Consider the following 23215-nt stretch of genomic DNA (forward strand, 5'->3'; position numbering starts at 1 on the left):
CCGGATGCTCACGAGTTCGGGGTGGGCGTGGGGGTCGGGGTCGGGGTCTCGGAGATCGTCGGGGTCGGGTCGATGGTCGGGGTGTCTGTGGGGGTCTCGGGTGGGGTCACGGTCTCGGTGGGGGTGGGGCAGGCGGTCGGGGTCCGCCAGGTCGGCGGGTTCATCCACGACTGCTTCGACTGCCACCAGCCGTGGCCGCGCCAGAAGTTCTTGATGGGCCTGGACAGGTCGAAGACGTAAGCGGCTGTCGCCGTCGCCGTCGTTGTGGGGGCAGTCGTCTCGGTGGGCGCCAATGTCGCCGTGACTGTGGGCGTCGCGGTCGGCGTCTCGGCGGGCGTTTCAGTGGGCGTTTGGGTCGGTGTCTCTGTTGGTGTTTCGGTCGGGGTTTGGGTCGGTGTCTCTGTGGGTGTTTCTGGGGGCGGCGTTGTGCCCGTGTCGTCGTTGGCGGTGGCGGTCACCGATACCCAGTCGCCCTCCTTGACCTTGCTGATCCCACGGCGGCCCGCGATCGTGCGGGTGGACTCGCTGATCGCGTACACCTTCTCGAAGCCGTCCTGACTCTTCACGGTGATGGAGTCCTCGGCGACAGCGGTCGCCTGCCCGGTCTGGGCGAGCAGCGTGACGACGCCGCAACCGTCCTTGGTCGCAACCGCGAACTCGCCGTGCATCGCGCCGACGAAGCCCCAAGGGCTGATCGGCGGCAACTCGGTCGCGGTTGGGGTGTCTGTGGGTGTCTCGGTCGTGGTCTCGGTGGGTGTCTCGCTGATTGTCGGCGTGGGAGTCGGCGTCTCCGTCGGCGTTCCCGACGCCGCGGCGGCCACTCCGATCCCGCTCGTCGCCACCATGGCGATGGTCGCGGCAACGATCAGCGGCCGTGGGACGCGCCTGCGCGGCTCGTCCGGTCCGATCGACAGGTCCTCGTTTGGGTGGTCAGAACGCGTTGGCGTCACTATGTCCTCCAGCTGAGTTGCTCCGATTCAATCCCGGCGGGTCTAAACCGGGAGTAAGCCGGACGGGAGTCACATGTGCCCCGTAGGGCCATCGCGTACCACCGGAAACGGAGAACCGCAGGTGACGGCCCGTTTGGCGCAACTAAGCTAATAATTGATGAACAGGGCCACGCGGCCCCGATTGAGTCGCGAAACGATGATCGAGACGGCGCTACGGCTGCTCGACGAGGTCGGGCTGGAAGGGTTGACGGTGCGCCGGCTCGCCGCCGAGTTCGGTGTCCAGTCGCCCGCGCTTTACTGGCACATCCGCACCAAACAGCAGTTGCTCGACGGGATGGCCGACGCGATCATCCTGGCCTCCGGGATGGGACCGCTCCGCGACGAAGAGTCCTGGCAGGAGTGGCTCGCCCGCCGCGCCCGCGCCTATCGCGACTCGCTGCTCGCGCACCGCGACGGCGCCCGCATCGTTTGTGCCGCGGCTCAGCTCCGCCCGGCGACGGTCCGGATGTTCGACGAGGAGTTGAGCGCCATGGTCGACCACGGGTTCACGCCCGCGTTGGCGCTGCGGACGATCACCGGCATCACCCACTATGTCAACGGCTTCGTCCTGCAGAGGCAGGTGCGGGCGGAGCGCCAGGAGCCCGCCGCTCCGCCGGGCGAACGGCTCGCCGACCTGGCGGTCCGGCTCGATGGCGGTACCTCGGCCCCGCTGGTCGCGGCCCTGCTGGAGGGCGGTGATCCGCTCGGGGAGGAGGCCTTCGAACACGGGCTGCGCGCGTTCATCGACGGTACGGCCGCCGCGCTCCTCCGCGTTTCCGGACAGCAATGAGCCCAGGCCCCGCGCGGCCCGGGCTCATTGGGTCATTCGACTACCGGGTGATCTTGACGTCGTCCACGCCCGCCTCGACCAGGCTGGCTCCTGACGCGTCGGCGGCCTCGATCACGACGCGGACGCTCTGCCCGGCGAAGGCGGAGATGTCGGCGGTGGCCGTACTCCAGGCCGCGTCGCGGTTGCTCGCGGCTCCCAGCTGCTGGAACACCGTGCTGGACGTGGTCCCCACCACCCTGACGCGGAAGAAGTCGGCGCTGGAGGCGTTGCTGCCGTGCGCGAGATACCACGAGAGCGACAGTTTGAGCGTCCCGCCGGTCGGCAGGGTGATCGCCGGCGACTGGATCGAGGTGGTGCCGCCGTCCAGATCGTTCTCGCCCGCGCTGGCCCCGGCCAGTCTGCCGGTGACCAGGTCGTTCGTGCCGCTCACCGTGGTGCCGAGCTGCTTGGTGCCGCTGGAGGTCGTCGCCTCCGGGTCGCCGCGCTCCCACTGGCCGGTGGTCGCGGTGTCGGTGCCGCCGGCGTTGGTGACCCAGCCGTTGGCGGTCTCGAACGTGTCCGACCAGACGGTCACGGGCGGTGTGGCGGTGGCGATCGTCCAGACCGAGTAGGCGATGGCGTCGGCGTTGCGGTCGAGCGCGGTGTCGTTGATGTTGGCGGTCGTGTCGCAGGACCGGTGGTAGCAGGAGTCGAACGCCTGGCCCGCCGTACCGCCCCAGAGCTGCGCCTGCGCGCTCGACTTGATCCCCTCGGCGCCGGTGAACGTGCCGCCCGCCGCGATGCCGACGGCGATGAACGGGCCGTAGTCGGAGCGGCCGTCGAAGTCGGTGCCGCGGGTCGGGACGCCGATGGAGGAGAAGTACGTCGCCAGCGTCTGCTCCAGCTGCGCCGATCCGGCCGGGCCTGGCCCGGAGCCGGTGCCGTCGGAGTTGTCGCCGTCGTAGAGGAAGTAGCCGGGGTTGGGGGAGCCGACCATGTCGAAGTTCAGGTACGCCTTGACCTTGGTACGTTCGGCGGCCGGCAGGTTGTTCACGTAGAACTGCGAGCCGCGCAGTCCCAGCTCCTCGGCGCCCCACCAGGCGAAGCGCAGGTGCTTCGTGGGCTGCAGCGCCTGGCGCGAGACCTCCAGCGCGACCTCCAGGATCGACGCCGAGCCCGAGCCGTTGTCGTTGATACCCGGTCCGGCGGTGACGCTGTCGAGATGGCCGCCGACCATGAGGATGTCGTTGGGGTCGCCGCCCGGCCAGTCGGCGATCACGTTGTAGCCGGTGGCGCCGCTGGTGGTGAACGACTGCAGCGTCGTGGTGTATCCGGCGGCGTCGAGAAGGCCCTTCACGTAGTTGGCCGAGGCCAGGTATCCGGGCCGGCCGTGCGCTCGGGTGCCGCCGTTGTTGGTGGCGATCGTCTGCAGCTGTGTCAGGTGGGCTTTGACGTTGGTGAGGGAGATGTTCGGCGGTGCCGCCGCGACGGCCGCTGGTGTGGGCGCGCTGAGCGCCAGGGGTAAGGCCAGCGCGAGAGTGCCTAATGCCGCGAGGAGCTTCATCGGGGGTCCTCCGTGGGGGGTGGACAGAGGTCAGGTCGCTAGATCCCGTTCTGGGATGTTTGGCAGGCGCGGACAGCCCCGTAAACAGCCGCGCTGCCTGAACGTAACTAGCGGACTTGATCCTGAGAAGACCCATTTGCCACAGCAGTCCATATAAGAAAGGAGGGGTCAGCCCCGTATGGAAACGACGGTGCGGGCCTGGCCGCCGTTCCGGCAGTAGACGATCACCGGGTACGTACCTGCTCGGGCGGCCCTGAACGACGGCGTCCAGGCGGCGGTCGACGCCGGAGCGAGCGCCTGGCGCGGGCTGAAGGCGCCGGAGGCCACGCCGCGGACCGTGGACCCACCGCACACCGCCGTGACCGTCACCTGGCCGCCCACCCTGACCGAGGCGGGGCTGACCCCGGCACCCGCGTTGATCGCCGACAGGGCGATGCCGCCTGGCTGCTGCGCCGGCGGAGCGCTGGTCGGCTGCGTGGTGGGCTTGCTGGTCGGGGCAGAGGTGGGGGCGGTGGTCGGGGTGGTCGTGCCGCCGCCGAAGGTCACGTCCGAGCAGGAGTAGAACGCCTCGGGGCTGTCGCTGCGCTGCCAGATGGAGTAGATCAGGTGGCGGCCCTGCTTGGCGGGCAGCTTGCCCTGGAGGTTGTAGGCGCCGTCCGTCAGCGTGGGGTCCCGCTGGGTGAGGAACGGCTTCGACTCCAGGTCCGACCACTTCAGCGGCTTCGACGGGTCATAGCCGTCCTTGGTGACGTACAGCTCGAAGGAGCCCTTGTGCGGAGCGGTCGACCGGTAGCGGAAGGTGAACGAGGCGCCGCTCGACATGCTGGTGGCGGGCCAGTCGGCGCGTGCCTGGTCGAAGCCGCGGTACTTGTCGCGGCCCGCGCTGCACAGCTTGCCGTCCGGGATGAGCTCGCGGTGCCTGCCCGCGGCGTTCGCCAGGTTGACCTCGTTCCAGTCGTAGAGCGGCTGGGTGCCGCCGAGTTCCACGGCCTTCTTGCAGGCGGCGGACTTGGGGCTCTCCGGGTTCTCGTTGTAGCAGACCAGGGTCCGGCTGGGCGGGTTGTTCATGGTGCCGTGGGCGTTGGCGACACCGGGCGCGACGGTCAGGACGAGCAGCGTGGGAACGGTGAGGGTGGCGGCGGCGAGCGCCTTGCGCTTGATCTGCATGTAGATCACGTTGAAGCATGAAAAGGGGCGAAAAATGCTCTTTAAACCGCTCTTAAGGTTGACTTAGGTGCCTTTTCAGTGCGGCGGATCCAGACCTGGACCTGCGCCCCGCCCAGCGACGAGCGGTCCAGCCGGAGTGACCCGCCGGACGACTCCGCCAGGCGGCGGGCGATGTCCAGGCCGAGCCCGGTCGAGCCGGCGCCGCTGGTGCCCCGCTCCAGCGCCGCCTCCGGATCCGCGATGCCGGGACCGGCGTCGGAGATCAGGATGCCGACCGTGTCCTTGCCCTCGTGCAAGGACACACTGAACGCGGTGCCCTCGGCCGTGTGCCGGAACACGTTGCCCAGCAGCGCGTCGACCGCCGCCGTCAGCTCGGTCGCGGGCACCGGCACGCGTACCGGCAGTGTCGCGCCGATGAGCTGCCACGGCCGCTGCTGGTCCTCCGCCAGCGCCGACCAGAACGTCAGCCGGTCGCGCAGCACCTCCGCCGCGTCGCAGACCCGGTCGGCGCGTGACGGCCGTCTGGCCGCGGAGATGATCGTGTCCACCTCGCCCTCCAGCCGGGCCAGCGCCTGCCTGCTCGGCTCGGCCTGCGTGCCGAGCTGGTCGAGGCTGAGCCGGAGCGCGGTGAGCGGCGTACGCAGGCGGTGTGACAGGTCGGCGGCCAGTTCGCGTTCGGCGGCGAGCAGGTGGGTGACCCGGTTGGCCATCGCGTTGAACGCCGTGGCCGCCGCGACCAGTTCCGGCGGCCCCTCGGGATAGATGCGCTCGCTCAGATCGCCCGCGCCCAGCGCGGTGGCCGCGGAACCGAGCCGGCGGGCCGAGCGGACCACGCGCGCGCCCAGCCGGTCGCCGACGAGCACCGAGCCGAGCACGAGCACCACGGCCACACCCGTCAGCACCGCCCACGACGTGCTGACTCCCCGGTTCAGGTCGTCGGCGGGCACGAAGACCTCGATCACCGCGCCCCGGTCACCGTCCAGCGCGACCGGCCGGAGCAGCACCTGGCCGGCCGGCAGTTCGACGGTGTCGGCCCTGGTCTGCGCCGCCGCCCGCGCCACGTCGGCGGCCGGGGCGCGGGACGTGCCCGTGGTCGGGCCGCCGTTGACGTGAATGGCCAGCAGGCCGCGCCGGCCCGCCTCGGTACGCGCCATCGCGTGGGCGAGGTCGTCTGTCTTGGTGGTCAGGGCCAGCACCGGGACCAGCGCCGACGCCTGGCGTTCGGCGCCGGAGACCGCCCGGCTCTGCGCCGTCTCCTTGACGATCAGGGCGAGCGGCACCAGGAAGGCCAGCGCCACCATCGAGGTGACGGCGACCATCAGCACGGCCAGCGCGCGTCTCATCGGGGCGCTGACAGCATGAAGCCGACACCTCGGACGGTATGCAGGTAGCGGGGGTTCGAGGCGCTTTCGCCGAGCTTGCGGCGTAACCAGGACAGGTGCACGTCGATGGTCTGGTCGTCCCCGTACGCCTGGTGCCAGACCTCGGTCAGCAACTCCTTGCGAGTGACGACCCGGTCGGCCCGCGTGGCGAGGTAAGCGAGCAGGTCGAACTCGCGCCTGGTCAGCGTGAGCGGCCCGCCGTCCAGCGCCGCCGTCCGCCGGTTGACGTCGACCACCAGCCCGCCGACGCGCAGCACCTGTGGGGGAGGCGCGGACCTGGCCCGGCGCAGTACGGCGTCCAGCCGGGCCCCCAGGTGGTCACCGGAGAACGGCTTGACCAGGTAGTCGTCGGCTCCCGCTTCCAGCAGCCTGACGATCTCGGCCTCGTCGTCGCGGGCCGTGGCCACGATGACCGGTACGTCGGAGATGCCGCGCACCATCTTCAGCGCCTCCGAGCCGTCGAGGTCGGGCAGGCCGAGGTCGAGGATGACGGCGTCCGGCGGGTTCTGCGAGATCTCCCGGAGCGCGTCCAGGGCGCAGCCCGCGCTGCGCACCGCGTGCTGCCGGCCGGCCAGCTCACGGATGATCGCCGATCGGACGAATTCATCGTCTTCGACTACAAGAACCGTCGCCATGCGCACCAACCGTCCATAATTCGTCCCATGCGTCGAGCCCTCGGATACATCGTGGTCTGGTGTGGAGCCACCGTGATCGCGGTCTCAGTGTCGTGGTTCGGCGTGCGCGGTGTCTTGCGTACCGAGTTCGTGGACGATGTCCAGGTTGAGCCGTTCCTGGCACAGGCGGTCGCGGACGGCGACCGTACGCCCAGCCAGGCGCCCGCTCCCGCCAAGACGGTCACCCCCACGAAGACGGCCACTCCCGCCAAGACGGCCACTCCCACGAAGGCGGCTACCCCCACGAAGACGGCCACCCCCACCAGGACGGCGGCTCCCACCAGGACGGCGGCTCCCACCAAGCCCGCAGCGCGGAAGACGCAGGCGTCCACACCCACCAGCACCCCGAAGAACCTGCGGGTGGTGTCGGTGAAGGGCGGCGAGGTGGCGTTCACGCTGGGCCCCGACGGCTGCCGCCTGGTGTCGGCCACTCCCAGGAGCGGCTACTCCACCAAGGTCGCCAGGAACACCGGCTGGATCAGGGTGGACCTGGTCAAGGGCGAGCACGGCTCGGGGGTGTGGTGCATCAGCGGCGAGCAGCGCACCGACACCTGGGAGTACTGATGACGCTCACTACTACGGACGGAGTAGCCCGGCCATAGCCGTACAGCCGATGCCCAGCGCCGCCCCAGGTGCGAGCGTGACGGCATGGACGCACTGCGGAAAGCGCTGGGAGCCCTCTCGGCGGCCTACGCGCTGATCTTCTTCTGCGCGGCGCTGCTGCACACCGGGCTCCCGCTCGGCCCGCTGCGCGAGCCCGTGATCGTGCCGGCGACGATCGTGGAGACGCTCTGCGGTCTGACCATGCTCGCCGGCGCCTACGGTGCGCTGAGCCGCCGGCCGTGGGCGTGGGACGGTTTGTTCCACACCCACGCGGGCGCGCTGGCCGGGGTGCTGATGGGGATACTCGCGATGGCGTTCGGCGCGGGCGAGACGACCACGCTGAACACCTGGTATCACCGCGTGATGGCGACCCTGCTGATCGCGGGCCTGGCCGGCGCCGGTTACGTGTCGAGGGTGCGCAGGTAGGTGCCGGTTACGTGTCGAGGGTGCGCAGGTAGGCGTCGGCTTCGGCGATGTGGTCCTCGGTGAAGACGCGGATCCCGTTGAGCTCCAGCAGCGCCGTGGTGACGCCCTGGCCGGGTGTCCGGCGGCCCCGGAACGTGCCGTCGTAGACGGTCAGCGAGCCGCACGAGGGGCTGCCCTCTTTCAGCACCGCCACCCGGACGCCGAAGGAGCGGGCGACGGCGAGCGCCGACTGCGCGCCCGCCAGGAACTCGGCCGTGACGTCGGACCCGTCGGCGGTGAGCACGCGGGCGGCTCCCGAGAGCACGGCCGCGCCGCTCACCCCGCCCTCGATCTCGGCGGCCGGGCGGGGGGTCGGCAGTCCGCCCTCCACCTCGGGGCAGAACGGCACCAGACGGCCCTCCTCGCGCCAGGCGGCGAGCCGGGCGTCGGCGCTGGTCTTGGCGCCGCCGTCGTAGCGCACCCGGCGGCCCATCAGGCAGGCGCTGACGAGGACTCTCTCCATACCGACGATTTTAGGAGCGCGATCGGCACCAGCGAGACGGCGGCCAGCGCGATCGCGCAACCGAACGCGTAGGTGAACGGCTCGGCGACGCCTGCCCTGGTGAAGACCTGCAGGAGTACGGCCAGCAGGGCCACGCCGAACGACGACGCCAGCCGTACCGAGATGTTGCTCAGCGTGGAGGCGGCGGGCATGGCGGCCCGGTCGAGCGTCTTGAACGCGGCGGCGGCCACGGACGGCGCGACCAGCCCGTGCCCGAGGCCCAGCACGAGCATCGGGACGAGCCCGCCGAACAGCACGAACCCCAGCATGCCGAGCGTCGCCAGCACCACGCCCGCCGCGCCGACCCCGCGCGGCCCGCTCCGGTCGGTGAGCTTGCCGGCGATCGGCATGGTCAGCGCCGCGCCGAGGCCCATCGGCGCCAGCAGCAGCCCCGCGTCCAGCGCGTCGCCGCCCTTGGCGAGCTGGCTGTAGAGGGGGACGAGCACGGTCACGCCGAACAGCGCCGCCGAGTAGCAGATCAGCGCGATTACGGCGGCCGCGAACGTACGGTCGCCGAACAACCGCAGGTCGAGCAGCCCGCCCGGCCTCCGCACCGCCCGCACCGCGAACACCGCCACCAGCGCGAGCCCGCCCCACAGCGCCGGATGGGCGAGCGACGCGCCGTTGCCCACCTCCGACAGGCCGAACACCAGAGCGGCCAGGCCGGGGGAGAGCAGCGCCAGGCCGAGCACGTCGAGGCGGCTCCCGCCGGTCGGCCGCCCGCCGGGCAGCAGCGTGATCGCGGCCACCAGGGCGATGACGCAGATGGGCAGGTTGATCAGGAAGAGCCAGCGCCAGTCGAGGTCGCGCACGATCACGCCGCCGAGCACGGGCCCGAGCACCGGGGCCAGCATCGCGGGCACCGAGATCATGGCCATCGCCCGGCCCATCCGGTCCTGGCCCGCGACCTGGGCGATCATCGCCTGGCCTACCGGCATGAGCAGGCCGCCGCCCAGCCCCTGGACCGCGCGGAAGGCGATCAGGGCGCCCACCGACCAGGCCGTGGCGCTCAGGGCGGAGCCGCCGGCGAACAGCACCAGCGAGGTCAGCCAGACCGCCTTCGCGCCGAACCGGCCGACGGCCCAGCCGGTGATCGGGATGGTCATGGACAGGGCCAGCAGGTAGCCGGTGATCACCCACTGCATGGTGGCGAGCGTCGTGTGGAAGTCGCGGGCCAGGACGTTGACGGCCACATTCATGATCGTCGTGTCGAGAATCGTCATGATCACGCCCAGCAGGACCACCAGGCCGGTCATCTTGAGGGGATCTCGTACGCTGTATCGCATGCCGTACACCGTAACACTTCTCGTACGCTGTATCGCCCCGCTTAGACTGGGCTCGTGAGTTCCGTCTGGTCGCGGCCCGCGCCGCAGCGACGCCCCGCGCTGACCCGGGAGGCGATCGTGGCCGCCGCGATCACGATCGCCGACGCCGAAGGGCTGGGCGCCGTCTCGATCCGGCGCGTGGCCACCGAGCTGGGCGCCCGCGCGATGACCCTTTACTCCTACATCGAGCGCAAGGAAGACCTGCTCGACCTGATGGCCGACGAGATCGCCGCGGAGGTGCTGGTCGACGAGCCACTGCCGGAGGACTGGCGCGAGGCGATCCTGACCATCGCCCGGCGCGAGCGGGAGATGGTGCTCCGGCACCCGTGGCGGGTCGACCTGATCTCCCAGCGTGTCTCCGTCGGCCCCAACGGCCTGCGTCACGTCGAGCAGTCGCTGGCCGCGCTCGACGGGCTGGCGGTCGACCAGCCGGCCAAGTGGCGGATCCTGGCCGCGATCGACGACTACTCACTGGGCTTCATCGTCCGCGAGTCGCTGGAACGTGCCGCACCCCGCCGGATGGGGGTCAGCGACGCCGAGCGGACCGCCCTCGCCGAGCCCTACATGCGGGAGCTGGTCGCCAGCGGCGCGTTCCCCCGGCTCGCGCCGCTGATCGAGGGCGGAGTGGCGGGCGCCGACGACACCTACGAGCGAGGTCTCAACTGGCTGCTGGACGGAATCGAGGGCGACCTACCCGGGCGATAGCCTTTTCTCGATGAACACCACCACCGCCGCCTTCCCGATGAACCCCACGATCGTGATCGTCGGCTCGCTGCTGCTCGCCCTGGCGAGCCTGATCACCGCGATCCGCAACCGGTCCATGGGCATGATCCTGCTGGTCGGGTTCGCCGTGCTGGAGGTGGCGGTGCTGGTCCAGGCGGGCATCGTGATCGCCGCGGTGGTCGGCGGCCAGGGCCCCGCCGAGAAGGGCACGCTCTACGGTTACCTCGCCGGGCTGGCGGTCATCCCGCCGGCGGGGGTCTTCCTCGCGCTGGCCGAGCGGAGCCGGTGGGGGCCGGCGATCCTGGTCGTGGCCGGGTTCGCGGTCGCGGTGATGACGGGCCGGCTGCTGCAGATCTGGCAGGGCATGCCGTGAGCGGGCCGGCGATCGGCAGCGGGCCGGGCCGGGCGCTCGTGGCCGTCTATGGGCTCTTCGCACTCGCCGCGGGCGCGCGGGCCACGGTGCAGATCCTCACCAAGTTCGGCGAGGCGCCGCTGGCCTACACACTGTCGGCGCTCGCCGCGCTGGTCTACATCCTGCTCACCGTCGCGCTGGCCCGTGGCGCGCGCACCCTCGCGCTGGCGGCGCTCGGCGTGGAGCTGGCGGGGGTGCTGCTCATCGGCACGGCCAGCGTCCTCGATCCGGCCGCTTTCCCGGAGGCCACCGTCTGGTCGGTCTATGGGAAGGGTTACCTGTTCATCCCGCTGGTACTGCCGTTCGTCGGCCTCTACTGGCTGCTGCGCAGGCGCTGACGAGCCGGTGCGCAGGCGTTAACGGGCCGGGGGCTCGGGCAGGGGGCCCTCCATGAGCACGATCGAGCACTCCGTAGATGTCCAGGTCCCCGTCAGGGTGGCATACAACCAATGGACGCAGTTCGAGAGCTTCCCCGAGTTCATGGAGGGTGTCGAATCAGTCAAACAGCTCAGCGACACACGTACGGCCTGGGTCACCGAGATCGCGGGAGTCAAGCGCGAGTTCGAGGCCGAGATCACCGAGCAGCACCCGGACGAGCGGATCGCCTGGCGGTCGGTCGACCGGCCGCACCAGGCGGGCGTGGTGACCTTCCACCACCTCGACCCGAACACGACCAAGGTCACGCTCCAGATGGAGTACGACCCTGAGGGCTTCGTCGAGACGGTCGGCGACTGGCTGCAGATCGTCCGCCTGCGCATCAGGAACGACATGGAACGCTTCAAGTCGTTCATCGAGTCGCGCGGCGGCGAGACCGGCGGCTGGCGCGGCGACGTGCCCGGGCCGCACCAGAGCGGCTCCGGCTACGACCAGGGCGACCAGCCGGTGCCGCCCGTGACCGGGGACCGGCCGACGACGCCCGGCGGTGGTGATCGCCCGATGCCGCCCGGCACCATCGGCGGGGGCGGCGAGTTCCCCGGCGGCGCCACGCTTCCGCCGCCCGGCCCCGTGCCCAGCCCCCCGCCCGGCCCGGTGCCTCCGCGTGACGAGCCGCCGCAGGATCCCCGCCCCATCCTGTGATGGCTTTACCGCAAACCCCCCGGGTGTTCTCGGGGGGTTTGCCATGTTTAGGAATAAATGCGGGTTTCGGGCCTGTTAACATGACGATTCATCCCATGACTTGATGAGTGGAGGACCGTCCCCGCATGAGCGTGCTCGTCCAAGAGACCGACCAAGAGTCCAAAGGCAGATCCCTTGTCTGGCTCCTCGTGCTGGGAATCGTCCTCGCGGCGCTCAACCTGCGTACCGCCGTCACCAGCGTGGGCCCGCTGCTCGACCAGCTCGCCGGCGCGCTCGGCATGTCGAGTGTCGGCACCGGCCTGCTCACCACGCTACCCGTGCTGGCCTTCGCGACGGTCGGCGCCGTCACGCCCACACTGGCCCGGCGCGTCGGCGAGCACCGGCTGCTGCTGCTCGCGCTCGTCACGCTCGGGGTGGGCCTGCTCGTGCGCTCGTTGGTCGGCTCCGCGCCGGTGTTCCTGCTGAGCAGCGCGGTCGCGCTGTCGGGCGGGGCCGTCGGCAACGTGCTCATCCCGACGCTGATCAAGCGTCACTTCCCGGGTCGTACCGGGATCATGACCACCGTCTACACCGTGGCGCTGGCCGTCGGCACCATGCTCGCCGCCGCGGCCACCGTGCCGATCGAGCGCGCGTCAGGTGACTGGCACATCGCGCTCGGCGTGTGGGCGGCCCTGGCCGCCGTCGCCGTCATTCCGTGGCTTGCGCTCCTGCGCAGTGAGCCGGAGCGGCGTATCGGCCAGGAGGACGCGGGCATCCGCCGGCTCGTCAGGAGCAAGCTGGCCTGGATGGTCGCGATCTACTTCGGCACCCAGTCCATGATCGCCTACATCATGTTCGGCTGGCTCGCCACCATCCTCACCGACGGCGGCTTCACCACCGGCCAGGCCGGGCTCCTGCTCGGCGTGTTCACCGCGTTGAGCATCCCGGTCTCGATCCTGGTGCCCGTCCTCGCCTCCCGCTTCCGCGACCAGCGGCCGGTGGTGGTCGGGCTCGTCGCCTGCTACGCCATCGGGTTCGCCGGGCTGTGGCTCGCGCCGATCTCGACGGCGCCGGTCTGGGTGACGTTCGTGGCGATCGGCATGGGGTCGTTCCCGCTGGCGCTGATGATGCTCGCCCTGCGTACGCGTACGCCGGAGACCACCGCCGCGCTGTCGGCGTTCGGGCAGAGCGCCGGCTACCTGATCGCGGGTGCGGGGCCGCTGCTCGTGGGGGTGCTGCACCAGATGACCGGCGGGTGGACGCTGCCGTACGCGCTGATGTTCGCGGTGCTGGTCGTGCAACTGCTCACCGGCCTGTACGCGGGACGTAACCGGTATCTCGAGGACGAGTCCCTGCCGGTGAACAAGCCTGTCCCTGCCAGAATGGGCGGATGAACTCGACAGTTGTCACCTTCCCCGACGGTCATGTCAGTGGCCGCTCGGAAATCGTCGGGGCCGTGCCGGCGGGGGGCCGGCACGGTCTCGTCGTCGCCGAAACACCGTTCCACCCGCTCGATCACACCTGGCCGGACCAGCCCGCCGACCGGGGCACGATCGGCGGGCTGCCGGTGGCCGACTGCGTCACGGGGGCCCAGTCGGGCACCGGCGAGATCTTCCTCGGACCCGACATCCCGGTACGCCGGGGCACCGAGGGCTGGGCCTGGCTGGTCGTCCACGTGACCGACACCCCGCTGCCCGTGGGGACCGAGGTCGCGCTGGAGGTGGACCCCGGCCATCGGGCGGCCCTGTCTGCCGGTCACACCGCCTGCCACCTGGCCGCGCTCGCCCTGAACGCCGCCCTCGCCGGGCACTGGCGCAAGCCCGCGGCGCTGGACGGGCTCGGCCACCCGGACTTCGACCAGAGCGCGATCACCTCGTCGCTGATCTCCCCCTTCGGCAGCGAGGACGTCTACCGGCTCGGCAAGTCCCTGAGGAAGAAGGGCTTCTCCGCCGAGGGGCTGGATCTCTCGCAGGTCGCCTCGGAGGTGAACGACCGGCTCAAGGCGTGGGTCGCGGCCGACGCGGCGGTCTGGCTCGACGTGCCGGGGCCCGGGCTGACGGCTCGCCGTACGTGGCACTGCGCGCTGCCTGAAGGGGAGACCTCGATCCCGTGCGGGGGCACGCATGTCCGGGGTACGGCGGAGCTCGGGGTCGTCACGGTCGAGCTGGCTCTGGAGGATGCCGCGCTGACCATGCGTACTACCTGTTCTTGTCGCTGAGCCTGGCTCCCTGATAGGCGCGCCGGTAGGCCGAGGGGGTGGTGCCGAGCGCGTGGGTGAAGTGCTGGCGCAGGCCGTTGCCGGTGCTGAAGCCCGAACGCTCGGCCACAGTGTCCACAGGCCAGCACGTGGTCTCCAGCAGTTCCCGCGCCCTGGCCAGCCGCTGCTGCTTGAGCCAGCGCCCAGGAGACAGCCCGATCTCGTGACGGAAGCGGCGGGCGAAGGTCCTGGTGCTCATTGAGGCCCGCCCGGCGAGGCCGGGAATGGTGAGAGGCTCATCCAGCCGCTCCAGCGCCCACTCCAGCACGGGCGCGAGACTGTGGTTCGGGGCGGCCATGGGGGCGGCGGGAGAGGCGTACTGCGCCTGGCCGCCCTCCCGCTGGGGCGCGATCACCATCCGGCGGCCGACTTCGGCGGCGACGGCGGCGCCGAAGTCGTTGCGGACGATGTGCAGGCACAGGTCGATGCCGGCCGCGGTGCCCGCGCTGGTCAGGATGTCGCCGTCGTCGACGTACAGGGCTCGCTCATCGACGGTGACCTGGGGGTGGAGCCGCCGTAGTTCGTCCGCGTGCATCCAGTGGGTGGCGGCCACCCGGCCGTCGAGCAGGCCCGCCGCGGCCAGGACGAAGGCGCCCGAGCACAGGGCGGCGATCCGGGCTCCCCTCTCGTGCGCCTCGACCAGTCCGCGTATCAGCGCCCGCGGTGGCCGGTAGGAACCGTCCCCGCATGCGGGCACCACGACCAGATCGGCGGTGCGCAGCGCTTCCAGCCCGTTCGGGGCGCGCAGCCACAGGCCGTTCAGTGACTCCTGCGCACCGTCCGCGCTCTGGCAGACGCTCAGTTCGTACCAGTCGGGGGTCAGGTCGCGCCGGTCCCGGCCGAAGACCTCGCAGGGCACCGCCAGCTCGAACAGCGGGCTCGCGTCCAGCACCGGCACGACCACCTTGATCCGTCCCATGGCAGAAATCTAGTGGAACTCGTCATTTCTGCCACTAGTGCGGAACCGGTGCCGCCGCGAGAGTGAAGCCATGGAGGAGACGGGACCGCTGGACGCGGGAGAGAAAGAGGGCGCGCGGCTGCTGGCGGCTGTCGCGGAGCTGGTCGTGCGGCACGCCGGGAGCGTGGCGGACGGCCCTGTCGCCCCCGCCGAGCCGGGCACCGCGCAGATACGCGACTGGCTGTCCGGTTACGACTTCGAGCGGGCGGCGCCGGCTGAGGACACCGTCGCGGACGTGACGGGGATGCTGCGCCGATGGGGCGTGCACACCACGCACCCACGCTATTTCGGCCTGTTCAACCCCACACCCACGTGGTGGGGAGTGGCCGGCGAACTGCTGGCCGCCGGGGTCAATCCGCAGCTCGCCGCCTACAGTCACGCCCCGGCCGCGGTGGAGATGGAGCGCCACGTGCTGCGGTTCATGGCGGGCCGGCTCGGCCTGCCCGACGCCACGGAGGGCAGTTTCACCGTCGGCGGCGCCGAGGCGAACCTGACCGCCGTCGTCATCGCCCTGACCCGGGCGTTCGACGGTTATCCGCGCTCGGGACTGCTCGGGCTGCCGGGGCAGCCGGTGATGTACGCCTCGGCCGAGAGCCATCTGGCCTGGCTCAAGATCGCCCACATGACAGGGCTCGGACGCGACGCCGTCCGGCTCGTACCCGTTGACGCGGGGCACCGGCTGGACCTCATAAGTCTGCGCGAGATGTACGCGGCCGACATCGCGGCGGGATTCGCCCCCTTCCTCGTGGTCGGCACCGCCGGCACCACGGCCGGTGGCGCGATCGACCCGCTGCCCGAGCTGGCCTTACTCGCCTCGATCTGGGGCGTGCACTTCCACGTCGATGCCGCCTGGGCGGGCGCGATCGCGCTGTCGGACCGGCTGCGCCCGCTGCTGGCCGGTGTGGAGCTCGCCGACAGTGTCACAGTGGACGCGCACAAGTGGCTGTCTGCGCCCATGGGGGCGGGCATGTTCCTGACCCGGCATCCGGACGCGCTCGCGAGCAGCTTCCGGGCGAGCACGTCGTACATGCCCGACGAGAGCGAGGGCGCGTCCGACCCCTATGCCACCAGCGTGCAGTGGTCACGCCGGTTCGCCGGGTTGAAGGTGTTCCTCGGGCTGGCCGCCGCCGGGCGTCCCGCCCACGCCGCACAGCTGGAGCGCGACGTCCGGCTCGGAGAGCTGCTCGGGCGCCGGCTGCGGGAGGAGGGATGGCGGCGGATCAACGACACCCCGCTGCCGGTGATCTGCGTCGCCGACCCCGATGCCGAACGGGACGGACGCGAGCACAGCGCCGCCTGGCACGCGGCCGTGGCCGATCGCGTGGTCGCCGGCGGCGAGGCCTGGGTCAGCACCGTCCAGCTGGCCGGGCGCCCGGGCATCCGCCTGTGCCTGACCAGTTACCGCACCACCGCCGCGGACATCGAGGCCGTCGTGGCCGCGCTCGGCCGGGCACGCGAGGCGCAGCCGGTGTAAGGCCGCTCGGCTTGAAGCTGGTGTCGCGGGGAAGCTCGGACGCCTGGCCGCGCTACCCCTTGTCTTTGAGGAAGGTGAGCACCCGCTGCCAGGCGTCGGCGCAGGCATCCTCGTGCCCGGCGGCGGTGGCGTCGAAGAAGCCGTGCGGGGCGCCCGGGTAGGTGATCAGCTCGTGCGCCACCCCCGCCTCCGTCAGCGCCGCGCCGAACTCGCTCACCTGCTCACCGGTGATCTTTTCGTCGGCGCCCCCGAACAGGCCCAGGATCGGCGCGCCCAGCTCGGCCGCGTGCTGCGTCGGCCCCGGACCGTACGGCCCCACGATGCCCGGCGCGCCGTAGAAGCCGATCACGCCCGCCAGCCCGAAGCGCGGCGCCGACGCCAAGAACGCGTTGCGCCCGCCCGCGCAGAACCCGAGCGCCACCGCCGGCCTGCCCAGCCGGTCGGCCGCGGCCATGATGTCGTCCTGGATGGTCTCCCTGCTGATCTTGGAGACGTGCTCCATGAAGGGGAAGTCCTCGCCCCGCTCGTCGTCGGTGGCGGTCGTGCCGTAGTAGTCGATGGCGATGGCCGGATGACCCTGCTCCGCCAGTCGTACGGCCAGCTGCTTGTAGAAGTCGTGCAGCCCGCGTAGGTCGGGCAGGATGACCACGCCCGGCCCGCGGACGTCGTCGGGACGGGCCTCACAGGCGGCGAACACGGTGCCGTCGGCCGAGGTCAGCCTGATGTCGGAGGTGCTTGTTCCGGTGATGGGGGCCGCGTGGACGGGCGGTTTCGCATCGTTGTCGTAGCACATGATGGGGTGAAACTACCTCACACCTCGGCCCAGCCGGCGAACCTGGAGAAGGTGACCGCGCAGGCGTTCGGCACGGTGCTGGGCGGGTCTGGCGCCGCTCTGCCCGTGCTGGTCGTTCTGGCGGAGCGCCTTTGAGGGCGTCAGGACGGGACGTCGATGTGGGTGATCTTGTCCGGGTTGGCGATGAGGTAGATGGTGTCGATCTTGCCGTTCGTGACCAGCAGGGAGATGACGGTGACGACGCGGTCCCCGGCTGAGACGACCACGGCGGGTGCGTCGTTCACGTTCGCCAGGCCGTACGACAAGGTGACCAAGTCGCTTGTGCCGATCGAGGCCATGAACTTGGCGATGCCTTCGGGGGTGGCGATGGACGTCAGGAAGCGCGTCACGTTCGCGGCGCCGGTCAGGGCGCGCAGCGGGGACCGGGCCTTGCCGCCGCCGTCGCTCACCAACATCACGTCGGTGGACAGCAACTCGATCAACCCGTCCAGGTCACCGCTGGTGGAGGCGCGGATGAAGCGTTCGGTGATGCGCCGCCGCTCGCCGCGGTCCACGTCGAAACGGGGCCGCTTCTCCTGTACGTGATCGCGGGCGCGCCTGGCCAGCTGCCGCGTGGCGGGCTCGGCCCGGCCGATCACCTCGGCGATCTCGGAGAACGGCAGATCGAACGCCTCCCGCAGCACGAACACCGCCCGCTCCAGCGGCGAGAGCGTTTCGAGCACCACGAGCAGCGCGAACTCGACGGAATCGGCCAGCTCCGCGTGCTCCGCCACGTCGGGCGCGGTGCTGATGGGCTCGGGCAGCCACGGGCCGACGTACGACTCGCGTCGCGACTTCGCCCACCGCAGCCGGTCGATGGCCAGCCGCGACGCGATCCTCACCAGGTACGCCTTGGGATCGGCGACGGTCGTCTCATCCACGCCGGACCAGCGCAGCCACGCCTCCTGCACCACGTCCTCGGCATCGGCCACGCTGCCCAGGATCCGGTAGGCGACGCCGGTCAGCAGGCCGCGGTGGTCTTCGAAGGTCGACATGAGACTTAAGACGTATCACGGGGGATCGTGTGTGACACAGCCACGCCCGGATTCCTATACACTGAGATCGCATCAAGGGGCTATAGCGCAGCTGGTAGCGCACCTCCATGGCATGGAGGGGGTCTGGGGTTCGAATCCCCATAGCTCCACTCGTTGGCGGGGTTGGTATGGTCGCTCGCCCCCTACGGGGGCTCGCTCCCCGCGGCCTCCTCGTTGTTTACCCCGGGGGATAACCCCCGGACCCCCAGCGTCGGGCCAATCGGCTTCGCCTCTTTTGGCGCTTCGCGCTTGGGGGCTTCAGGCGGTTTCTTCCAGTCGGGCCTGGTCCCGACCCCTGTAGGGCCTTCGCTTCGCTCGGGCGTTCTTATTTGGGGCTTCGCCTGCGTGTTCTTGTTGCAGCTTTCATCCCGCTGGGGCGTCGATCATTGTCGGGACATGACGCCGTGGCACGGCCGATATCATCAGCCATGGATGCTCCGGAGCCTCGTCCGACCGAGGTGAGTGTGCGCCAGTTCGTCCCCACAGCTGAGGCACAGGCTGTCTTCGCCAGCGCCCCGGCCGTTGACTGGGGCGAGGTGCGGGCTGATCTGGACATGATGATCGATGACGACCTACGCGATCCGTTCGACGGGACCGGCCTGTGACCCGGCATGATCGTGCCGGGAAGGCCTGCCCCGGACACGTCCAGCGGAACTACCGGAGGTCGGCGGCTTCGGGAAGGGTGACGTACTTGCCGAGGAACTGCCGGGCCGTCGGCTTGTCCAGGCGATAGTCGTAGTTGGTTCCCTTGCAGGCGTCGTCGGCCCCGCTGATCGACGTGGCCACGAGGAGATGCGAGTCGGGGCCGCCCAGGAAGTTCGGGCCGCCCGAGTCGCCGAAGCAGGTGCTGCCGTCCCCATTGGAGGCCAGGGACAGGTCCAGCCATTTGCCGGACAGGTTCTCGAAGGAGATGGACGCTTGGCGGCGCGTGTCGGTGTAATGCCACTGCTCGCCCTGACCTCCCTTGGCCTGGGAGCCGTGACCTTCCTTGGTCGGGGACAGGGCGCCGTACCCGACGGGGGTGAAATGTGCGGACTTCAGCTTGCCGTCGGCCTTCAGGCGGTCGAGCATGCCCGCCTCCGGCAACTGGGCCGGGCGGATGCCCGTGACGGGCTTGTCGAAGACGACGACCGCCATGTCGTGCAGATCCGAGTTCATCGTGAACCGCGGGTCGGGGATGTACCGGCCGGAGTAGAGCTGGTCGCCGCGTGTGTAGTGATGGGAGAAGGAGACCTGGGCCGTCTTCTGATTCCGCTCCCCGCAGTGCGCGGCGGTGAGGAAGACCGTCGGCGAGACGAGGGTGCCGGTGCAGTACGCCCAGGTACCGTCGGAGTGTGGCTTCTCAGCGACGAGGGCCCCTACTTCCGGGTGGGCGTCACCGTCGTCCGAGCCGTTGGTGATGGCTGCCGCGGGCGTGGCTGAATACGCCATCGTGGCAGCAAAAACTAGGACAAAAGGGACGTAACGCATCTGAGGAGTGTAGGCGGAACATAGCCGCAGCGTGACATACCGCACAAAAAATTTACCTTGGCCAGGGCTGATGTGACGCTTGTGAGTGCGGGGACGCGGGATTCGGCGATGCCGCGCACAGACGACTCCATCTATGCGTCGTGACTCTCCTCCGCTCGGGGCGCCATCACGTGACCTCCAGATGATCACGTGATGGCCGTTCACCTGCGATTCCAGGTCCGAGCGCCGATCAGCCGGTGTTGTCCGGCCACGACGACGGCACGTTGTTCAGGAACAGGGACTTGCCGCTCATGGGCTCGCACCACACGCCACGATTGCCCGTGCAGAAGTCGTCCCGCTCGTACCCGGCCCAGTTCGCGATCGGGCCGGCGCCGTCCGGCCCCGTGAGGTGCTTCCAGGTAGGCAGGGTGCCGTCGATGAGCGTGCTGCCGAAGGAGTACATCTTTGTGCGGTCGGGGTAGTAGGTGATCGATGCGTTATTGCTGGAATCGAGCTGCTTTTTCATGATGTTGTTGAAGAAGATGTTGTTGTAGCCGGATGATCCGGACCACTTCACCGCCTTCTTTCCCGCGGCCCACCAGATCGGGAACCACTGTGAGTCGTCCGGTGGGCTGCCGCCCTCGTCACCGCAGTTGCTGTAGCAGCTCCCCGGCCGGTGCCCGTACGGCGTGTTGACGCGGTTGAGCTCGAAGATGTTGTCCCGCTCCCAGCCGCCGTGCAGGTTGAGGTCGGAGTCGAAGTCGTTGCCGATGGCCACGTTGCCGGAGGCCGACCACTGGAAGGTGAAGTGCCGCAGATTGCGGGTGGCGTTGCCGGCGTACACCGAGTCCCAGACACGGGAGCCGCGGAAGTAGCCGTTGCCGCCCTTGCCCTTGTTCCATGAGCCTTCCAGGTAGTTGTTGATCACCGAAAGGTTCTTGGCCTCCTCGGTCACGATGGCGTGGGAACCGGTCATGTACGACCGGACCCCCTTGACCCAGCCGTTGATCGCCCACTTCAGCACGATGCCGTGCATCTCCCCGGCCGGATCCATGTTGCCGTAGTTGTGGCTGGCCGAGGCGGCCTCTTCGGAGGGCATGTCCTGGGTGAAGTACAGGTTCTCGATCCCCACCCCCAAGACCGGATCGACGATCGGCGACGCCTTGGAGTCGAAGGGCTTGTCGAGCCCGGGAATGGGGTCCGAACCGTCGGAGGTGGAGTTGACCGGTACGTCGTACTCCAGCGGCTTGTCCAGCGTGATGGTCTTGCCGTTGACCGCCGTGATCTTGAAGATCTGCTGCCGCATGTGCAGGTTCTGGAGTTCGTGCTCGGTCGGCACGGCCTCCATCTGCTGGTAGAACTTCATCGTGTTGGCGGCGCGGATGTTCACGTACGCGCCGGCCTTGAAGTTCGCCATGATCTTGCTGTTGGTGCTGTCGGCCAGGGTGATCGTCATGTCGCCCGTCCGCGCGGCGAGTCCCTCACCCCACTTCGCGCTCTCCTTGAGCTTCGCGCCGACCTTCCAGTGCACGTTCACCGTGCCCTCGAAGATGTCCTTGCGGTTCTGCGGCGCCGCCTTCCAGCCGTTCTCGTAGTCGGGATGGCGCTCTCTGGCCTGCACCCGGAACAGGCCGCGCCCCGGCCAGATCCATCCGCCGGGAGCGGGTTCGGCATTGCCGTCCCCGCGGTCGACGGTCATCGCGTCCTCGTCCCAGTCCGCTCCGTCGGCGGTGAGTTTGTCGTATCGGGTGTTGGCATCGGGGGTGTAGACGATTCGGGTGCCGGTGCCGGGATCGGAGCCCTCGCCGCGGAGCACCGTGTAGTCGGCGTCCACGTAGATCTGGTGGGTCACGTTGAGCGTCCCCGCCGGAAGGGTGATCTGGCTGAGAAAGTGATACCCGGCGCTCGGTGAGCACGCTGTCTTGATGTGGTCGATGGCGTTCTGGATGCCGCCGGTGTCGTCCTGCCCGTCGTTGGGCCGCACTCCGTACTGGCTCTGCATGGCGGCGGAGGTGATGGCGCACGCGCCGTTCGGGTTGAAGTCCCCGGCGCCGGGGAGGTCGCCGCCATCCAGATATCCGGCCTTGGACCAGTCACGCAGGCCGATCTGGAGCCCACGGCGGTTGCCCGCGGAGAGGTCCAGGTCCGTCAGCGGGGCGGGCGGGGGAATGTACAGGTCGGGGTAGCCGCACGTGTGATCGGCGTTGGGTGCCCAGGCGCGTGGGGATACCGCGTTGTACTTGCCGGTGATCTGAACGTAGAACGCGTCGCCCTTCTCCGTGGGATCGGCGGGATTGTCGATCTTCAGGACGTGGTGGTTCTGATAGAAGAGATTGAGGTTGGTACCGCCCTTGCTGTTCTGTGCTTTGTCGATCATCCGGCATGAGACTCCCTTCTTCGCGCCCGCGCCCTCTCCCGTGGAGTTGAAGGGATATTCGTCGCAACTGTCGAGACCACCCGGTGGACGCGGCAGGCTGTCCGGGCAGGCGAGCTTCCGATTGGCGTCGTCTTTGTCGCCCCGCGTGAGCGGGACGCCGCCCGGCTCGCCGGGGGCAGGGCCGCCGTCATTCATGCCGGGCACGCCGCGCCGTCGCTGAGCGTCGCGGATGTGCAGCGCGTGCTCCTGTACCTCTCTGTTATCAAGGGCGAAGGTCATCACGTCAGGTTGCTGCGGGAACACGCAACCGGCGTCCTTGATGGTGGAGTCGATCCCGTCGCAGCGGATGTCCGGCTCGGTGGCCAGCACCGACATCGCGGGCTGATCCGGGTGGTCCGGGAAGACGATCTCCACCCGGCCGAGCACCGTCGCCCAGGACACCTCACCGCTCCGGGCCGACACGACGGTGTCGGTGGTCCAGGTGCCGCGCACCGGAGTGTCGTACACCAGCGGGTGCGTGGGCAGGCCATCACCGCGCGGGAACTCCTTGTAGTCGCTCCCGTCGTCGAGCACCCTCGGGCAGGACGGCTTGACGCCGAGCTTCTCGCAGTAGAACGCCTTGGCCGCGACGCCGGCGCCGTCCACCTCGCCCCAGCTGCCCAGGGGGATCGCGACGACCTCGGCCTCGTAGCTCCAGGTGTTCATGGCCCGGCCATCGGCGTTGACCTCGGCGTGCCAGTACTGCGTCACGAAGTAGTTGAGCTGGCCCACCTGCTCGGTGCGGTCCCGGTTGTAGACCTTGGCCGCCTGCAGCGGGGTTCGCGCGCACACCTCCACCCGGCTGATGAAATGCCAGGCCCCCTCCGGAGAGGCCGCGCACCCGGCGGGCAGCGACGTGGCGGCCGCGCGGGTGGCCGTGCGTGCCTTTCGTGTGGTGAGGCCGACGGCCTTCGGCTTCGTGCAGCCGTCTTTCCGTCCCCCGAAGAGCTTCACGGCCCCGGCGGAGCAGCCGTCATGCACCTTGAGCCGGGAACCGGTCAGTGGAGTGTCCCAGTCCGCGTCGGCGGCGGGGACGCTGCCGGCGGGGGTGGTGGGCGGCGGGGCAGGCTCGGCCGCCGCCGAGATTCCGGTCAGAAGGGAGAGGATGACGATGAGTCCAGAGAGAACCGCTAATAGCCGCGATAAGCGTTGTAACACCGTGAG

24 protein-coding genes and 1 tRNA gene are annotated in these 23215 nt (G+C 69.9%); 13 read left to right on the forward strand and 12 right to left on the reverse strand.

Annotation, left to right across the window (positions count from 1 at the left end):
* Positions 1–8: 8 nt before the first annotated feature.
* The gene (locus ACQP2T_RS15340; RefSeq protein WP_433516805.1) at positions 9–950 is read right to left on the reverse strand and encodes a hypothetical protein; all 942 of its coding nucleotides are present in this window, start codon (positions 948–950) and stop codon (positions 9–11) included.
* Between the two features lie 196 nt (positions 951–1146).
* On the opposite strand from ACQP2T_RS15340, the gene ACQP2T_RS15345 reads away from it, so the two are divergent.
* Positions 1147–1779: a TetR/AcrR family transcriptional regulator C-terminal domain-containing protein gene (locus tag ACQP2T_RS15345; protein WP_433516806.1), complete on the forward strand. Its 633-nt coding sequence runs from the start codon at positions 1147–1149 to the stop codon at positions 1777–1779.
* A 40-nt stretch (positions 1780–1819) separates the two neighbouring features.
* Here ACQP2T_RS15345 and ACQP2T_RS15350 read toward each other — a convergent pair whose 3' ends face one another.
* From ACQP2T_RS15350 to ACQP2T_RS15365, 4 genes are all read right to left on the reverse strand, one after another.
* Complete coding sequence (locus ACQP2T_RS15350; protein WP_433516807.1) at positions 1820–3322, reverse strand: M28 family metallopeptidase; 1503 nt, start codon at positions 3320–3322, stop codon at positions 1820–1822.
* Positions 3323–3490: 168 nt separating this feature from the next.
* Positions 3491–4489 (reverse strand): lytic polysaccharide monooxygenase auxiliary activity family 9 protein, encoded by a 999-nt coding sequence (locus ACQP2T_RS15355; RefSeq protein ID WP_433519777.1) that lies wholly within the window; start codon positions 4487–4489, stop codon positions 3491–3493.
* Positions 4490–4530: 41 nt separating this feature from the next.
* Positions 4531–5832, reverse strand: coding sequence for a sensor histidine kinase (locus tag ACQP2T_RS15360; protein WP_433516808.1), 1302 nt, complete (start codon positions 5830–5832; stop codon positions 4531–4533).
* Positions 5829–6506 carry a response regulator transcription factor gene (locus ACQP2T_RS15365; RefSeq protein ID WP_357939849.1) on the reverse strand — a complete coding sequence of 226 codons (678 nt, stop codon included), beginning with the start codon at positions 6504–6506 and terminating at the stop codon, positions 5829–5831. Before ACQP2T_RS15365 ends, ACQP2T_RS15360 begins: the two co-directional genes overlap by 4 nt.
* A gap of 27 nt (positions 6507–6533) precedes the next feature.
* Here ACQP2T_RS15365 and ACQP2T_RS15370 point away from each other — a divergent pair, with 27 nt between their 5' ends.
* The gene (locus ACQP2T_RS15370) at positions 6534–7109 is read left to right on the forward strand and encodes a hypothetical protein (protein ID WP_433516809.1); all 576 of its coding nucleotides are present in this window, start codon (positions 6534–6536) and stop codon (positions 7107–7109) included.
* A gap of 84 nt (positions 7110–7193) precedes the next feature.
* Positions 7194–7574, forward strand: a complete 381-nt coding sequence (locus ACQP2T_RS15375; RefSeq protein WP_433516810.1) for a hypothetical protein — start codon at positions 7194–7196, stop codon at positions 7572–7574.
* Positions 7575–7581: 7 nt separating this feature from the next.
* Here the strand turns inward: ACQP2T_RS15375 and ACQP2T_RS15380 are convergent, their stop codons facing one another.
* Positions 7582–8076, reverse strand: a complete 495-nt coding sequence (locus ACQP2T_RS15380; protein ID WP_358555047.1) for a DUF523 domain-containing protein — start codon at positions 8074–8076, stop codon at positions 7582–7584.
* Positions 8046–9401 (reverse strand): DHA2 family efflux MFS transporter permease subunit, encoded by a 1356-nt coding sequence (locus ACQP2T_RS15385; protein WP_433516811.1) that lies wholly within the window; start codon positions 9399–9401, stop codon positions 8046–8048. The genes ACQP2T_RS15380 and ACQP2T_RS15385 overlap by 31 nt, the downstream gene beginning before the upstream one ends.
* Positions 9402–9455: 54 nt before the next feature.
* Here ACQP2T_RS15385 and ACQP2T_RS15390 point away from each other — a divergent pair, with 54 nt between their 5' ends.
* The 6 genes from ACQP2T_RS15390 (at position 9456) to ACQP2T_RS15415 (ending at position 13849) form a co-directional block, all read left to right on the forward strand.
* On the forward strand, positions 9456–10145 hold the full coding sequence (locus tag ACQP2T_RS15390) for a TetR/AcrR family transcriptional regulator (protein WP_433516812.1): 690 nt from the start codon (positions 9456–9458) through the stop codon (positions 10143–10145).
* Between the two features lie 10 nt (positions 10146–10155).
* A complete protein-coding gene (locus tag ACQP2T_RS15395) occupies positions 10156–10536 on the forward strand; it encodes a hypothetical protein (protein WP_433516813.1) in 381 nt (126 codons plus the stop codon).
* Complete coding sequence (locus ACQP2T_RS15400; RefSeq protein WP_357939863.1) at positions 10533–10913, forward strand: hypothetical protein; 381 nt, start codon at positions 10533–10535, stop codon at positions 10911–10913. The genes ACQP2T_RS15395 and ACQP2T_RS15400 overlap by 4 nt, the downstream gene beginning before the upstream one ends.
* A gap of 52 nt (positions 10914–10965) precedes the next feature.
* Positions 10966–11652, forward strand: a complete 687-nt coding sequence (locus ACQP2T_RS15405) for an SRPBCC family protein (RefSeq protein WP_433516814.1) — start codon at positions 10966–10968, stop codon at positions 11650–11652.
* 125 nt (positions 11653–11777) lie between these two features.
* Entirely contained in the window at positions 11778–13025 is a 1248-nt protein-coding gene (locus ACQP2T_RS15410; protein ID WP_433516815.1) for a CynX/NimT family MFS transporter, read from the forward strand.
* Positions 13022–13849, forward strand: coding sequence for a metal-dependent hydrolase (locus ACQP2T_RS15415; RefSeq protein ID WP_433516816.1), 828 nt, complete (start codon positions 13022–13024; stop codon positions 13847–13849). The genes ACQP2T_RS15410 and ACQP2T_RS15415 overlap by 4 nt, the downstream gene beginning before the upstream one ends.
* Here ACQP2T_RS15415 and ACQP2T_RS15420 read toward each other — a convergent pair.
* Positions 13830–14807, reverse strand: coding sequence for a GlxA family transcriptional regulator (locus ACQP2T_RS15420; RefSeq protein WP_433516817.1), 978 nt, complete (start codon positions 14805–14807; stop codon positions 13830–13832). The genes ACQP2T_RS15415 and ACQP2T_RS15420 overlap by 20 nt on opposite strands.
* 70 nt (positions 14808–14877) lie before the next feature.
* Here ACQP2T_RS15420 and ACQP2T_RS15425 point away from each other — a divergent pair, with 70 nt between their 5' ends.
* Entirely contained in the window at positions 14878–16320 is a 1443-nt protein-coding gene (locus ACQP2T_RS15425; RefSeq protein ID WP_433516818.1) for a pyridoxal phosphate-dependent decarboxylase family protein, read from the forward strand.
* 52 nt (positions 16321–16372) lie between these two features.
* Here ACQP2T_RS15425 and ACQP2T_RS15430 read toward each other — a convergent pair whose 3' ends face one another.
* Positions 16373–17113, reverse strand: a complete 741-nt coding sequence (locus ACQP2T_RS15430; RefSeq protein ID WP_433516819.1) for a dienelactone hydrolase family protein — start codon at positions 17111–17113, stop codon at positions 16373–16375.
* 6 nt (positions 17114–17119) lie between these two features.
* On the opposite strand from ACQP2T_RS15430, the gene ACQP2T_RS15435 reads away from it, so the two are divergent.
* Positions 17120–17248 carry a hypothetical protein gene (locus ACQP2T_RS15435; RefSeq protein ID WP_433516820.1) on the forward strand — a complete coding sequence of 43 codons (129 nt, stop codon included), beginning with the start codon at positions 17120–17122 and terminating at the stop codon, positions 17246–17248.
* A 5-nt stretch (positions 17249–17253) separates the two neighbouring features.
* Here the strand turns inward: ACQP2T_RS15435 and sigJ are convergent, their stop codons facing one another.
* The gene (gene sigJ, locus ACQP2T_RS15440) at positions 17254–18147 is read right to left on the reverse strand and encodes an RNA polymerase sigma factor SigJ (protein ID WP_433516821.1); all 894 of its coding nucleotides are present in this window, start codon (positions 18145–18147) and stop codon (positions 17254–17256) included.
* 76 nt (positions 18148–18223) lie between these two features.
* Here sigJ and ACQP2T_RS15445 point away from each other — a divergent pair.
* Positions 18224–18296: transfer RNA gene (locus tag ACQP2T_RS15445), tRNA-Ala, on the forward strand.
* 318 nt (positions 18297–18614) lie between these two features.
* Positions 18615–18791, forward strand: coding sequence for a hypothetical protein (locus ACQP2T_RS15450; RefSeq protein ID WP_433516822.1), 177 nt, complete (start codon positions 18615–18617; stop codon positions 18789–18791).
* A gap of 49 nt (positions 18792–18840) precedes the next feature.
* Here the strand turns inward: ACQP2T_RS15450 and ACQP2T_RS15455 are convergent, their stop codons facing one another.
* Together ACQP2T_RS15455 and ACQP2T_RS15460 are read right to left on the reverse strand one after the other, a co-directional pair.
* Positions 18841–19617, reverse strand: coding sequence for a trypsin-like serine protease (locus ACQP2T_RS15455; RefSeq protein ID WP_433516823.1), 777 nt, complete (start codon positions 19615–19617; stop codon positions 18841–18843).
* 268 nt (positions 19618–19885) lie between these two features.
* Positions 19886–23209: a NucA/NucB deoxyribonuclease domain-containing protein gene (locus tag ACQP2T_RS15460; RefSeq protein WP_433516824.1), complete on the reverse strand. Its 3324-nt coding sequence runs from the start codon at positions 23207–23209 to the stop codon at positions 19886–19888.
* Between the last annotated feature and the right edge of the window lie 6 nt (positions 23210–23215).

This window comes from Nonomuraea sp. CA-143628, assembly GCF_050942315.1.
Classification (GTDB): domain Bacteria; phylum Actinomycetota; class Actinomycetes; order Streptosporangiales; family Streptosporangiaceae; genus Nonomuraea.